This window comes from Noviherbaspirillum sp. Root189, from assembly GCF_001428545.1.
Taxonomy (GTDB): Bacteria; Pseudomonadota; Gammaproteobacteria; order Burkholderiales; family Burkholderiaceae_D; genus Noviherbaspirillum.
The window spans coordinates 32334-46593 of record NZ_LMHZ01000020.1; the positions used below are offsets into that span (position 1 = coordinate 32334).

The window sequence follows — 14260 nt, forward strand, 5'->3', positions numbered from 1 at the left end:
GTCCTTCCAGTTTATTGTTGATAAGAAGCTGATACCGCATCAAGCATCCGCAGCAATGCCGGCCATTCGAGTTCGCCTTCCGGCGAGCCGTCACCGAGCAGTTCGCGGTGTGTTTTGACGCAAGTCTCGTGATCGGGCAGAACCAGCTTTGCACCGCCAGCCTGTGTTCAGCTGGATTTCGCATGCCTTGTCCAGCGACTCCATGAGCACATTAGCTTCGGCCACCGTCCGTCCGCACACAAGTGTACCGTGATTGCGCAACATCATCGCCGGGTAGCCGCCAAGCCGGTCGACGAACCGCCGCTGCTCGCTCGGCGACAGGGCAAGCCCTTCATAGGTATGGTAACCAAGCTGGTCATGGAAACCCAGCGCATGCAGGCGGCCAGGTCACGGCGCACCTGCCATTCTTCCTTGCTGATCGCTTCACCCGCAAGTTTGCCGCCCTGGTATGTGAAACTCGATGCCATCATGGATCACCATAATGAAAAACGCCCGGCAATGCCGGGCAGTTAAGCAATCGAACTGAATAAGCTGTGAAGCAGGCAATGCCCGTCCAGGCGTCATCAGACCATTAAGCTATCAGAAACGGTGGCGGACACCGACGCCGAAGCTGTTGCCGCTATCGCGGTTAGTGATGCGGTCATTCATCACAATCGCATACAGGTCGGTACGCTTGGACAGGTCATAATCGTAGCCAACTGCTGTCGTGTTGCGCTTCTGGTCCGGACCGAAGGCGACGCCGTCACGCTTGGTTTGCGCCCATGCCAGCTGCACCTTGCCAGGACCTGCCGTTACGGTCGCGCCCAGGGACAAGGTCTTGTCATCCAGATCGATGTCATGCGAAGTCTGGCCGTAAGTCGCAAACAGTTTTGCGACTTTCAGGTCGTAGCTGCCACCGACCATCCATGCAGTCTGGCGTGCTGCGAACGCGCCGGTTGCAAGCGGAATATTGCCGCCCGGTTGAACGTTACCTGCCGGGACGTTGAGTGGATTATTGATCTCGACGTTGTGATAGAACGCGGTCAACGCCAGTGGACCGGCGAAGTACAATGCATTGATACCAATGTTGTTACGGCCGGTGCTGCCGGCGACTTCGCCGAACTGGTAGTGCACGTTGGCGGTCAGCCCACCGAAGCTCGGTGTCTGGTAACGGATGGAATTGCTCCAGCCGGTGTCGCCGACGATGGAGTTAGTCCAGCCGGACGCATTGAACAGCGGCACGTCTGCGTGCAGGATCAACGGCGAGAAAGTGTAGGAATCGCCGAACGGGTTGAACAGGATGGTTGGCAGGAAGTGCGGAGCCAGTTCACGGCCAAAGGACACCGCACCGAAACCGCCCGACAGGCCGACGTTGGCGTCGCGTGAAAACAGCGTGTCGCCGGGGAAGCGGCCCTGTGTGCCTGTGTCGGCCTGGATAAAACTGGTCAGCAGGAAGTTGGCTTTCAGACCGCCGCCCAGGTCTTCCGAACCTTTGAAACCAAACCACGAAGTTGTCATGCCGCCGCTATTGACGACCGAGCGTGAGCGCGCATCGCCGGCGTTGCGCATCGAGCCGGCATAAACATCAACGAGGCCAGTGAAGGTAACATTGGTTTGCGCGCTGGCCGGAATGGCAACAGCACCGCCCAGTGTAGCTGCGAGCAGTAGTTTTTTTAGTTTGTTATGTTGCATGACATCTCCTGTTGTGATGCAGATTGAATAAACCGGGTGTGCCCCCGGACGGTGAAACCCTCCGGGCTGCCTGTCGTATAACTTTCAGTGCATTGCAATGCATTGCGTTTCCATATGGGCAGCCATTCTACTTTTCATTGTTTTCTTATGGGCAAGGAAATGGCAGATTTTCATGCCGTTGTACTATCGGCGCAACGCTGCGGCGGGCACCGCAGCTTGTCATTCTTATACGGCGACAGTGTTCGGTTCGGTCTGCTGTGGTCCGCGCGCATGGACCAGCTTGCCGGCGCTGTAAGTTGCGGCCACAGTGCGGTCGTCACCAAGCAGCGCAAGGGCAAACAGTAGTTCCTCCAGGCTTTCGGTGCGCGAAGTACGGCGGGAGAGCAGGGGTGTCGCATGCGGATCGAGGACGACGAAATCAGCCTCGACGCCGGTTGCAAAATTGCCAATCGTCCCTTCCAGTTGCATGCTTCGTGCGTTACCGAGTGTCGCCATATAGAACATGCGCAAAGCCGGCAAATAAGTGCCGCCCATACGGGCGACCTTGTACACTTCATTCATGGTCTGCAGCATCGAGAACGATGTGCCGCCACCGACGTCGGTCGCCAGCGACAACGGAACCTGCGCGGCATCCGCGCGTGCAAAGTCGAACAGGCCGCTGCCCAGAAAGAGATTGGACGTCGGACAGATTGATGCCGCCGACTGGGTTTCGCGCATGCGTGCGCGATCATGGTCGTCGAGCCAGATGCAGTGCGCATACATGGCACGCGGACGCATCATGCCGTAGTGGTCGTATACATCCAGATAGCTGCGCGCGGCCGGGAACAGCGATTTGACCCACGCGACTTCATCGGTGTTTTCCGCGACGTGGGTTTGCAGGAAAGTGTCGGAATACGTCTGCGCAAGTTCACCGGCCAGTTGCAATTGCGCCTCGGTCGAAGTTGGCGCAAAGCGCGGCGTGATCGCATACAGCTGCCGGCCTCGCTTGTGCCACGTGCGAATCAGGTCTTCACTTTCGCGTACGCCGGCTTCCGCTGTGTCGCAAAGAAAGTCGGGACAATTCCGGTCCATCATGATCTTGCCGGCTACCATGCGCAGGTTGCGCTTTTCGCTCTCGCCGAAGAAGGCATTGACCGATACGGGATGCACGGTGCAATACACCATTGCTGTCGTGGTGCCGCAGCGTAGCAATTCATCAAGGAAGAAGCTCGCCACTTCGGCGGCATGTTCTTCCTTTTCAAACTTGCGCTCGGTCGGAAACGTATAAGTCTCCAGCCAGGGCAGCAGACCAGGTGCCGGCGACGCGATCATGTCGGTCTGCGGGTAATGGATATGTGTATCGATAAAACCGGGCACGATCAGCTTGCCGCGATAGTCCTGGACCTTGACGCCCTCGGGCAGCGTGCCGCTCAACTGGGTATAGTCGCCGGCGGCATAAATGCGGCCATCGGCCACGATCAGCAGGCCGTCTTCATGCCAGCGAAAGGCCTTGTCGTTAAAGGCCGGATCCGCCGTAAAGTGCAGGATGCTGGCGCGGTAAGCCTGGCAGTTAGGGAGTGCTTTAGTGGACGTCATTACATTCTTTCTTTGCTTGATATTGGATATTGTCGTGTGCAGCCATGCCGAAACCGCGCAGGTCTCTGCGCGGCGCATGCGTCATGCGAACTGCCGCCGTTGCGGCTGGGCGAGTTGTGCACATTCTTCCGCTTCCCAGACCTGCAGCAGTTGTGCGCAGACCGATGCGGCGATGACGGCCGGCTGTTTGCCGGTGATGCCGGGAACACCAATCGGGCATACCATGTCGGCAATTCGTTCCTGTGCAATACCGCGGTCGCGCAGCCTGTGTTCAAACTGCATGCGCTTGGTTTTTGAACCGATCAGGCCAAACCATCCGGCGTCGGCGCGACGCAGGATGGCTTCGGACAGGCGCTGGTCGAGCGCATGGGAATGTGTGAGTACAAGATAAGTCGAGCCAGGAGGCACTTCATCGACGACCGCTTCAGGTGCATCGGTCGCCTCAATCCTGACATTGGTGGGCACGCTCGCGGGAAACATGTCGTCCCGTTCGTCAACCCAGGTGACATGGCAGGGAAGGTCAGCCAATGCGCGTACGATGGCAGCGCCGACATGTCCTGCGCCGAACAGCACCAGATGCGGTCGATAAGGGCGGCAAGGGTCGGCCAGCCAGGTTTTCCCTTCCGCATCCTTCAGTACATGGCAGGGACGCTCGACGTCAATCGCGCCGAGCGTGGCAGGCCAGCTACCGGCAATGCACTTGCCCGATGCATCGAGCATCACGGGCGGGGTTGTCGAATCCAGTGCAACCAGTCGCCAGCTGGTCTCGCGTTCGGACCGGCGTTCATCAAGCAGACGATAATAGTCCGCCTGCGCTTCATCGACCCGTTCAAACGCGAGATGCACGACGCCGCCGCAGCACTGGCCGAGACTTGGTCCCAATGCAAACCGGCCGATGCGGCGGCTGGCCGCCGGCATTGTCGTGATCTGGTTGAGCATTTCACGGGCGATCTCACAGGCACGCATCTCCAGATGGCCGCCGCCAATGGTGTCGACCTGGCCATCACGCGTGACCAGCATCTTGGCGCCCGGTTCACGCGGCCCGGATCCTTCAACCGCAGCCACGGTCACCAGCACCGAGGGCATGTCGTCCCCGGTGAGCGATGTGACTGCTGACAGCCATGCGCTCATGCTGCGCTTGCCCGTACCGCGTCCACGGCGTTGAGGATTGCTTCGCTGGTCGCGGGCGCATTTAACGGTGGATTGATCTTGTAGTCGCCAACGCTCGCCACCGCATCGCGGATCGCGAAGAATACCGAGAAAGGCAGCAACAGCGGTGGTTCACCGACAGCCTTGGAACGATGGATACTGTCAGACGCATTGCGATTCTTGAACAACGCGACACGGAAATCTTCCGGGCAATCGGAGATGCCGGGAATCTTGTAGGTCGAGGGTGCATGCGTCATCAGCTTGCCGGACTTGTTCCACCACAGTTCTTCGGTGGTCAGCCAGCCCATGCCCTGGATGAATGCGCCTTCGACCTGGCCGATATCGATGGCCGGATTCAGGGAATTGCCCGCGTCGTACAGGGCATCGGCGCGCAGCAGTTTCCATTCGCCGGTCAGGGTATCGACCACGACTTCGGATACCGCAGCACCGTAGGCGAAGTAGAAGAACGGATTGCCTGTCATCGTCTTCGCATCCCAGTACAAGCCGGGCGTCGCATAGAATCCATCGGACCACAGTTGCACGCGGGCGTTGTAAGCACTGCGGATCAGCGACTCGAAGGATTCCGGCTTGCCATCCACATACATATGACTATTGGCGAACCGGATCTTCGATGCATCGACGCCATAGGCTTCGGCAGCGAACGCGGTCAGGCGCTCGCGAATCTGGCGGGCCGCATCCTGCGCGGCCTTGCCGTTGAGGTCGGCACCGGTCGACGCCGCCGTTGCCGAGGTATTGGCCACCTTGCTGGTATCGGTCGCCGACACCCGCACCCGCGACAAGTCCACCCCCAGTTCATGCGCCACCACCTGCGCCACCTTGGTGTTGATCCCTTGGCCCATCTCGGTGCCGCCATGGTTGACCAGCACCGAACCATCCACATACACATGCACCAGCGCACCGGCCTGGTTCAGGTGGCTCACGTTGAACGCAATGCCAAACTTGACCGGCGTGATCGCCAGGCCCTTCTTCAATACCGGACTGCTCGCATTGAACGCCCTGACCGCTTCCCTGCGTGCCCGGTAGTCGCTGGTGGTTTCCAGTTCGGCCACCAGTTCATGGATCACGTTGTCAACCACCTTCTGCCCGTACTGGGTGACGTTGCGCCCCTCGGCATCGTTGCGGCCGTAAAAGTTCAGCTTGCGCACATCCAGCGCATCCTTGCCCAGGTTGCGCGCTATCTCGTCAATCACATACTCGATCGCAATCGCACCCTGCGGTCCGCCAAAGCCGCGAAACGCGGTATTGGACTGGGTATTGGTCTTGCCGCACATGGCCACGATGTCCACATCCGACAGGTAATACGCATTGTCGAAATGACATACCGCCCGCGTCGCCACCGGACCCGACAAGTCGGCCGAATAACCGGCACGCGACACCATCTCGACCTTCGCCGCGACGATGCGGCCGTCATCGTCGTAACCGACCGCATAGTCATAATGGAAACAATGGCGCTTGCCGGTCACCAGCATGTCGTCATCGCGGTCGGCGCGCAGCTTGACCGGACGCTTGAGCTGCGCCGCGCAGATGGCTGCGACCGCCGCCCACAACGCCGACTGCGATTCCTTGCCGCCGAAGCCGCCGCCCATGCGCCGACATTCAACCACGACATTGTGCGAATGCAAGCCCAGCGCATGCGCGATCACATGCTGCATCTCCGACGGATGCTGGGTCGAGCAGTACACCAGCATGCCGCGGTCTTCCTTGGGCACCGCATACGAAATCTGGCCTTCCAGGTAAAACTGCTCCTGGCCGCCGACATACAACTCGCCCTTGACCGTATGCGGCGCGGCGTCGAACGCGCGCTTGAAGTCGCCGCGCGCCAGATGCATCGGCGGCAGCACGAACGACTGCGCCTGCTTGGCTTCCTGCGGGGTCAGGATGGCCGGCAATTCTTCATAGTCGACCTTTGCCTGCCGCGCCGCATAGCGGGCATGGTCATGCGTATCGGCAACGACGACAAACATGGGTTGGCCGACATACTGGACCAGGCCATCGGCCAGGATGGGATCGTCATGGATGATCGGTCCGCAGTCATTGGTGCCGGGAATGTCTTCGGCGGTATAAACCGCCACCACGCCGGGGGCCGCCCTGACCGCGTCCAGGTCGATGGCCCGCACGCGCGCATGGGCTTTTTGCGACAGGCCCAGCGCCGCATGCAGCGTGCCCTGGACTTCGCCGATGTCATCGGTATAGGTGGCTTCGCCCAGCACATGCAGTACCGCCGATTCATGCGGACGCTGCTTGCCGACTTCGGCCCAGTCCGCCGCGCTGTCTGTGCCTGTGCCGGTATCGGCCTGTTTCAGAAATGCTTCGCTTTGTGTATTCATGATGTTCTTGCTCCTTAGGCGCAGGCAAAGACATTGACGGCGCCAGCCGGCAACGGCGCATCGGTGCGGGTTTCGTACCAGAAGCGCTGCAGCAGGTTCTGCGCGGTCTTCATCCGGTAGGCGCTGGAGGCACGCATATCGGTCAGCGGCGCGTAGTCCTGTGCCAGTTGCGCCATCGCTGCCTTCACCGTTGCCTTAGTCCATTCATGGCCGACCAGCGCGGCTTCGGCCAGCGGCGCGCGGCGCGAGGTCGCCGCCATGCCGCCGTAGGCAATGCGGGCTTCGCGCACGGTATTGCCATCGAGCGTGATGGCAAACGCGGCGCACACCGCCGAGATATCCTGGTCGAAGCGCTTGGCCAGCTTGTAGGTGCGGAAATGGCGATGGGGCTGCGGCAGCGGAATGCGTACCGCTTCGACGAACTCGCCGCGCTGCAAGTCCTTCTTCTGGTAATCGAGATAAAACGCTTCGAGCGGCATGCTGCGCTGGCCACCCTTGCCGTTGAGCACGATCTCGCTGCCCAGCGCAATCAGCCACGGCGCCGAGTCGCCAATCGGCGAGCCGTTGGCCACATTGCCGCCCAGCGTGCCGGCATTGCGGATCGGCAGCGAGGCAAAGCGCTGCCACAGCTCGTTGAGTTCCTTGCCATAATGCCGGCCCACGGCCGCATACGCGTCATTGAGCGTGACGGCCGCGCCGATGGTCAGCATGCCGTCCTGCTCGGAGACATTCTGCAGTTCGGCGACCTGGTTGATATAGATGATGTCGCCCAGGTTGCGCATCTGCTTGGTCACCCACAGGCCCACATCGGTGGAACCCGACAGCAGGGTGGCGTCGGGTTTGTCGGCGCGGATGGCGATCAGTTGCGCGAGCGTTTGTGGAATATGGAAGGACTGGCCGTCATGGGAATAGGTCAGCATGCCGGTGCGCTGGATCGCCTGCAGGGACGCGGCCAGTGCAGCGCGGTCGAATTGTGCCTTGGGCAATTCGAGCATGCGGTGGGCGGCATCGATGATGGGCCGGTAGCCGGTGCAGCGGCACAGGTTGCCCGACAGGGTATCGTCGATTTCCTTGCGCGCCGGCGCGCAGCTCCTGCCTTCCTGTTTCAGGTACAGGCCCCACAGCGACATGACAAAGCCCGGTGTGCAAAAGCCGCATTGCGAGCCATGGCATTCGACCATTGCCTGCTGCACCGGATGCAGTTCGCCGTTGGCCTGCTGCAGGTCTTCGACGGTGAACAGCGCCTTGCCGTCCAGGGTGGGGACGAACTGGATGCAGGAATTGACGGATTTGAGTTCGACGGTACTGCCCTTGAGCTCGCCAATGACAACGGTGCAGGCGCCGCAATCGCCTTCGGCGCAGCCTTCCTTGGTGCCGGTGCAATGCTGGTCTTCACGCACATGCTGCAGGATCGTGCGCGTCGGCGATGCGTCTGCAATCGTCTGCACGGCGCCGCGATAATAAAAACGTATGGGTTGGGACATGCTCTCTCCGCCTTTGCGTTTGTGATGCTGGTTTTTGTGACGCTAGGTTAGCACCCGCTCTCCATCAGGCTATATGACAAATCTGATGTTGAGTATCCGTAACGTGGAATAAAGATAACTCCAGGTTGCTTCACCCCTTCATTTCTCTTTGCGCACATACCGCGCCAGGCTCACACATGGCAACAAACATTCATCATGCAAGAACGTCCATGGTCAGTCAGTTTCAAATTCAGATACTCAATATATATGCCTGCTTATAAGATCAGGAAATAAGATCAGGACATGCTTCGCGGCACGGCGTTCTCGCATTTTGTGCCTCCTTTTGCACCTTTAACAAGCATGTCGCTAGCGGTTTGAGTGCATTCCGGATTACAGTGTTCAGCATGCGTTTCCTAAATGAATTGGGCGTACGGGCTGGTTCGCGATAAGGCTTCATTCAGGGAATTTGTGGCAATAAAAAAGGCCGGCATCGTAGCCGGCCTTTCCACTCTGCTACAACGGCTTACTCGCCGCCGAGATAGGCATAGCGGAATACAAAGATTGCCGCGATGATCCAGACAATAATCGGTACTTCCTTGGCGCGGCCAGTCAGCAGTTTGAGGCCGGCATAGGAAATAAAGCCGAATGCGACGCCATTGGCGATCGAATAGGTGAAGGGCATCAGCAATGCGGTGACGACCGCCGGCACGCTTTCGGTGGTGTCGTCCCAGTCGATGTCGACCAGTTCGCGCAGCATCAGGCAGGATACATAAAACAATGCGGGAGCCGTCGCATAAGCGGGTACGGCCCCGGCCAGCGGGGCGATGAACAGGCAGGCCAGGAAAAGCACCGCAACCGCAACCGCCGTCAGACCGGTCCGGCCGCCTGCCTGCACGCCGGCGGCGCTTTCGATATAAGCGGTGGTGCTCGATGTGCCCAAGAAAGAGCCGGCGACAATGGCGGTACTGTCGGCCATCAGCGCTTTGTTCAGCCGGTCCATCTTGCCTTGCTTGAGCAGGCCCGCCCGATTGGCGACACCCATCAGTGTGCCGGTGGCGTCGAACAGTTCAACCAGGAAGAACACCAGCACCACGTTCAGGATGCCGATCGACAGCGCGCTGGAGATATCCAGTTTAAACAGCGTCGGGTCAATCGACGGCGGTGCGGAAACAATACCCGCAAACTTGTTTCCGGCAAAGAAGAAGCTCAGCACGGTCACGGCAACGATGCCGATCAGGATGGCGCCCTTGACCCGCAGGCGGTCCAGCGCGACGATCATGAAGAAACCGATGATGGCCAGTACGGGAGGGGGCGCATGCAGATTGCCCAGTGTGATGTAGGTGGCTGGATTCGACGTGATGATGCCCGCATTTTTCAGGGAAATGATCGCCAGGAATAAGCCGATGCCGGCGGTGATCGCGGTGCGGATCGAATGCGGAATGCCGTTGACGATTATTTCGCGGATACGCAGGACGCTGATGATCAGGAACAGGATGCCCGAGATGCAGACCGCGCCCAATGCGGCTTGCCAGGTATAGCCCATACCCAGGACCACGCCATAGGCGAAATAGGCATTCAACCCCATGCCGGGCGCCAGCGCAATCGGATAGTTGGCATACAGGCCCATGATCAGCGTACCGATGGCTGCTGCCACGCAGGTCGCGACAAACACCGAATCTTTCGGCATCCCGGCGTCGCCAAGAATGGAGGGGTTCACAAAAATAATATAGGCCATCGTCAGGAAGGTGGTCAGGCCGGCCAGCAACTCCGTGCGGACGTCTGTCCCCTGTTCCTTCAGCTTAAAGAACCTCTCCATCAAACTCATTTGTCTTCTCCTGATATGTATTAAAGCGAGGCCCGTATCCAGGCCAGGTTGCGCCAGGCGAGTCTGGCGACAAGCACGGCCACTTATCGTTTTATATGTCCGATCGAATACGTTTTATTGAGCCGCGAGCAGTAATGTCCTATAGAAAGCAGGGATTTGGATATGCGGGCTTGAATATGTTGCATATGGGATTACGAATAAAAGCATTGGGCCGATGTGTCCCGCAATACCGACGCGGTGCTGATAAGGAACGGTTAATGCTTATGGAGCAGTTTGTATAGTTTCCACCATAAACTTAAATGGAAACTTCTACGATAATTCTATTCTGCGCCCACTATTTATGCATTTCGCAATTATGTGCCCCAAGACAGACAAAACCCTACAACCGTATATCTCCCTATCTATATTTCCCATACAGACCAAGGTATATTCGCCGCGCAGTTATCCTGTAATTTTCGCCAATAATAAGAATATTGATAAGAGAGCTACTACCATATCGGTTTCAGCAGCTCGCAAGAAGAGTGAGACATGGACACCCGCCTAAGCCTAAGCAGGATCACCAAGAAGTATCCTTCCGTGGTCGCCAACGATGGTGTCGACCTGAACGTCATGCCGGGGGAGATTCATTCCATCCTCGGCGAAAATGGCGCCGGCAAGTCGACTCTCATGAAGATCATTTATGGATCGGTCAAACCCGATGCCGGCCAGGTTTTCTGGAACGGCAAGGAAGTCAACATCGCCAATCCGGCCGAAGCCCGCAAGCTCGGCATCGCGATGGTCTTCCAGCATTTTTCGCTGTTCGATACCCTGACCGTCACCGAGAACATCGCCCTCGGCCTGCCCAAGGACACCGACCTCAAGGAACTGAGCCAGCGCATCGACACCACCGCGCGTCAGTACGGACTCGACCTGGAGCCGCAGCGCCATGTGCACACGCTGTCAGTCGGCGAATGCCAGCGGGTCGAGATCGTGCGTGCTCTGCTCGCCAAGCCGCAATTGCTGATCCTCGACGAGCCGACCTCGGTGCTGACCCCGCAGGCAGTCGAAAAGCTTTTCGAGACGCTGCGCAAGCTTGCCGCCGAAGGCTGCAGCATCCTGTATATCAGCCACAAGCTCGATGAAATCCGCGCACTGTGCGACAAGTGCACGGTCATGCGTGCGGGCAAAGTCACCGGCATCTGCGATCCTTCGCAGGAAAGCGCGTCGAGCCTGTCGCGCATGATGATCGGCTCCGAGCCGCCGGCGATCAAGTCGGTCGACCGGCTGCCCGGCGAGAAAATGCTTTCGCTGCGCAATCTCTCGCTCGAGAAAAGCCATCCCTTCGGCACCTCGCTCGCCGGCATCAACCTCGACTTGCACGCCGGCGAGATTGTCGGCGTCGCCGGGGTCAGCGGCAACGGCCAGCAGGAACTGCTCGCCGCCTTGTCGGGTGAAGATCCGCGTGCCGCAGCCGACATGATCGTGCTCAAAGGCGAGCCGGTCGGCCGCATGAATGCCGCACGCCGCCGCAAGCGCGGCCTTGGTTTCGTGCCTGAAGAAAGACTTGGACGCGGTGCGGTGCCCGATCTCTCGCTCGCGCAAAATATTCTGCTGTCGCACCAGAACGAATCGACAATCGGCCGCGGCCTGATTCGCTTTGGTGCACTCAACCAATTGGCTTCTGCCATCATCGGCCGCTTCAAGGTCAAGGCGCCCGGTCCGCATGCGACCGCCGGCAGTCTTTCCGGCGGCAATCTGCAAAAGTACATTGTCGGTCGTGAAGTCATGCGCGACCCCAAGGTACTGATCGTTGCCCAGCCTACCTGGGGTGTCGACGTCGGCGCCGCCGCGCAGATCCGCGCCGAGCTGGTGGCTCTGCGCGATGCCGGTTGTGCGCTGCTTGTAGTGTCCGAAGAGCTCGATGAACTGTTCGAGATCTCGGACCGGCTGGTCGTGATTGCCAAAGGAAAGCTGTCGCCGTCCATCAAGCGTTCGCACGCGACGGTGGACCTGATCGGTCAATGGATGAGCGGACTGTGGGACAGCGTGCCCCCGGTGCAGCAGGAGGTAGCCAATGCTTAAGATGGAAAAACGGCCCAGCCCGTCGACGCTGATGTCGTGGATGTCGCCGGTCCTCGCAGTCTTGCTGACAGGGATTTGCGGCGCCATCCTGTTCCTGGCCCTTGGCAAAAATCCGCTTACCGGCTTGTCGATATTCTTCATCGAGCCGATCAAGGACATGCAGGGTTGGTCGGAGATCGGTGTCAAGGTTGCGCCGCTGCTGCTGATCGCCGTGGGCCTGTCCATCTGCTTCCGTTCCAATGTCTTCAACATCGGTGCAGAAGGGCAACTGGTGGTTGGCGCGGTTGCAGGCGCGGCCGCGGGTCTTTACTTTGACCACGGTGAAGGTGGCGGACCGCTGCTGATTGCTGTCATCCTGTTTGCGGGCATGCTGGGCGGCATGGCATGGGCCGGGATCACGGCCTTCTTGCGCGACCGCTTCAATGCCAATGAAATCCTGGTCTCGCTGATGCTGGTCTATGTTGCACAACTGCTGTTGAGCTTGCTGGTGCATGGGCCCTTGCGCGATCCGGACGGCTTCAACTTCCCGCAATCGCGGATGCTCTCCGATGGCTTCCTGTTGCCGATCCTGGTCGAGCACACGCGCCTGCATTTCGGCATTGTGATGGCGCTGCTGGCGTCGAGCCTCGGATGGGTGTTCCTTAGCCGCAGTTTTGCCGGCTATCGCTTGCAGGTAGGTGGCATGGCGCCGGCAGCGGCCCGCTACGCCGGCTTTTCGTCACGCAAGGCGCTGTGGACCTCGATGCTTCTGTGCGGCGGGCTGGCCGGCATCGCAGGCACTGCGGAAGTACTCGGCCCGATCGGCCAGCTCACACCGACCGTTTCACCCGGTTACGGCTTTGCCGCGATCATCGTTGCCTACGTGGGACGCCTGCATCCGATCGGCGTGGTGTTCTCCAGCTTCATCATGGCCCTGTTCTATATCGGCGGCGACCTCTCGCAGTCCCGCCTCGGCATGCCGAATGCGATCACCGGCGTGTTCCAGGGCATCCTGCTGTTCTCGCTGCTGGCCTGCGACGTGCTGATCCACTACAAATTGAGCTGGAGAAAATAAATGGAATCATTCGCTCCACTGATCGCCGCGTCGATCAATGCCGGCACGCCGCTGATGCTGGCCGCGCTTGGACTGCTGATGAATGAGCGCTCGGGCGTGGTCAATCTTGGCGCCGAAGGCATGATGCTGGTGGCGGCCGCGGTCGGCTTCGCCGTGGCGGTCAATACCAATAGCGTGGCGGTCGGCTTCATCGCCGGTGCCGCCGCAGGCATGCTGATGGCAGGCTTCTTTGCGCTGCTGACCGTGTGGCTGGGCACCAACCAGTATGCGACCGGACTGGCGCTATCGCTGTTTGGCGCAGGCGCGTCGGCCTATATCGGCATCAACTACGTTGGGCGCAGCCTGGAAAACCCGAAGTTCGCGCTTCCCTTCCTGGCCGACATTCCCTTCCTTGGCACCGCGTTGTTCCGTCAGCATCCGATGGTTTATCTGTCGCTGCTGCTCTGCGGCGGCATCATCTGGTTCCTTTACCGCACTCGTGCCGGCCTGGTGCTGCGCGCCGTCGGCGAATCGCCAACGTCCGCCCATGCGCTGGGCTATAACGTGCGTCGTATCCGGCTAGCTGCGTTGCTGTTTGGCGGTGCCTGCTGCGGCTTGGCGGGCGCTTTCCTGTCTCTGGTTTATACCCCATTGTGGGTCGAGGGCATGGTGGCGGGACGCGGCTGGATCGCGCTGGCACTGACGACCTTTGCCACATGGCGTCCGGCGCGTGTGCTGGTGGGCGCCTATCTGTTCGGCGGCGTGACGATCATGACCTTCCATGCTCAGGGTCTGGGCGTGTCGATCGATTCGCAGCTGCTGTCGATGATGCCGTATCTTGCAACGATTCTGGTGCTGGTTCTGATTTCGACCAATGCCAACTGGATCAAACTGAACATGCCGGCCTCGCTGGGAAAGAACTTCAACCCGCATTAAGCCGCGCATAAGCAGTTTCGGCAGTTTTTCCTTCCTGGCCGGGAAGGATGGTAGCGGCATTCTTGCATGGACTATTTTGTTCGCGGCGTAAAAGGCAAAATCCCGGGATAATGTCGGACATATGAATACTATTCGTGTATACATATATCGCTGCCCGGGGTGATGTTCATAATACAACGAGCATTTGAACAACAAATGC

The 14260-nt window shown here is 59.3% G+C and carries 11 protein-coding genes; 4 read left to right on the top strand and 7 right to left on the bottom strand.

Annotated features, from left to right (window positions below; translation table 11 throughout):
* Positions 1-90: 90 nt before the first annotated feature.
* A complete protein-coding gene (locus ASE07_RS30490) occupies positions 91-369 on the bottom strand; it encodes a class II aldolase/adducin family protein (RefSeq protein ID WP_327196053.1) in 279 nt (92 codons plus the stop codon).
* Between ASE07_RS30490 and ASE07_RS29765 the strand changes: the two genes are divergently transcribed.
* Positions 250-513: a hypothetical protein gene (locus ASE07_RS29765; RefSeq protein ID WP_057291352.1), complete on the top strand. Its 264-nt coding sequence runs from the start codon at positions 250-252 to the stop codon at positions 511-513. The genes ASE07_RS30490 and ASE07_RS29765 overlap by 120 nt on opposite strands.
* 66 nt (positions 514-579) lie before the next feature.
* On the opposite strand, the gene ASE07_RS13455 is transcribed toward ASE07_RS29765, so the two are convergent.
* The 6 genes from ASE07_RS13455 to ASE07_RS13480 all read right to left on the bottom strand — a co-directional run bounded on the left by ASE07_RS13455 (position 580) and on the right by ASE07_RS13480 (position 10031).
* The gene (locus tag ASE07_RS13455; protein WP_057291353.1) at positions 580-1671 is read right to left on the bottom strand and encodes a porin; all 1092 of its coding nucleotides are present in this window, start codon (positions 1669-1671) and stop codon (positions 580-582) included.
* A 225-nt stretch (positions 1672-1896) separates the two neighbouring features.
* The gene (gene guaD / locus ASE07_RS13460; RefSeq protein WP_057291376.1) at positions 1897-3246 is read right to left on the bottom strand and encodes a guanine deaminase; all 1350 of its coding nucleotides are present in this window, start codon (positions 3244-3246) and stop codon (positions 1897-1899) included.
* A gap of 81 nt (positions 3247-3327) precedes the next feature.
* Positions 3328-4377: a xanthine dehydrogenase accessory protein XdhC gene (gene xdhC, locus ASE07_RS13465; protein WP_057291354.1), complete on the bottom strand. Its 1050-nt coding sequence runs from the start codon at positions 4375-4377 to the stop codon at positions 3328-3330.
* Positions 4374-6743 carry a xanthine dehydrogenase molybdopterin binding subunit gene (gene xdhB / locus ASE07_RS13470; RefSeq protein ID WP_057291355.1) on the bottom strand — a complete coding sequence of 790 codons (2370 nt, stop codon included), beginning with the start codon at positions 6741-6743 and terminating at the stop codon, positions 4374-4376. The genes xdhC and xdhB overlap by 4 nt, the downstream gene beginning before the upstream one ends.
* Positions 6744-6757: 14 nt before the next feature.
* On the bottom strand, positions 6758-8227 hold the full coding sequence (gene xdhA, locus ASE07_RS13475; protein ID WP_057291356.1) for a xanthine dehydrogenase small subunit: 1470 nt from the start codon (positions 8225-8227) through the stop codon (positions 6758-6760).
* Positions 8228-8729: 502 nt separating this feature from the next.
* The gene (locus ASE07_RS13480; RefSeq protein WP_057291357.1) at positions 8730-10031 is read right to left on the bottom strand and encodes an NCS2 family permease; all 1302 of its coding nucleotides are present in this window, start codon (positions 10029-10031) and stop codon (positions 8730-8732) included.
* 528 nt (positions 10032-10559) lie between these two features.
* Here ASE07_RS13480 and ASE07_RS13485 point away from each other — a divergent pair.
* Genes ASE07_RS13485 through ASE07_RS13495 form a run of 3 tightly spaced genes read left to right on the top strand, consistent with a single transcriptional unit; the run spans position 10560 to position 14061 of the window.
* Positions 10560-12092: an ABC transporter ATP-binding protein gene (locus tag ASE07_RS13485; RefSeq protein WP_057291358.1), complete on the top strand. Its 1533-nt coding sequence runs from the start codon at positions 10560-10562 to the stop codon at positions 12090-12092.
* Positions 12085-13146: an ABC transporter permease gene (locus ASE07_RS13490; protein WP_057291359.1), complete on the top strand. Its 1062-nt coding sequence runs from the start codon at positions 12085-12087 to the stop codon at positions 13144-13146. Before ASE07_RS13485 ends, ASE07_RS13490 begins: the two co-directional genes overlap by 8 nt.
* The gene (locus ASE07_RS13495; RefSeq protein ID WP_057291360.1) at positions 13147-14061 is read left to right on the top strand and encodes an ABC transporter permease; all 915 of its coding nucleotides are present in this window, start codon (positions 13147-13149) and stop codon (positions 14059-14061) included. It abuts the gene before it with no gap.
* The last annotated feature ends 199 nt before the right edge of the window (positions 14062-14260 follow it).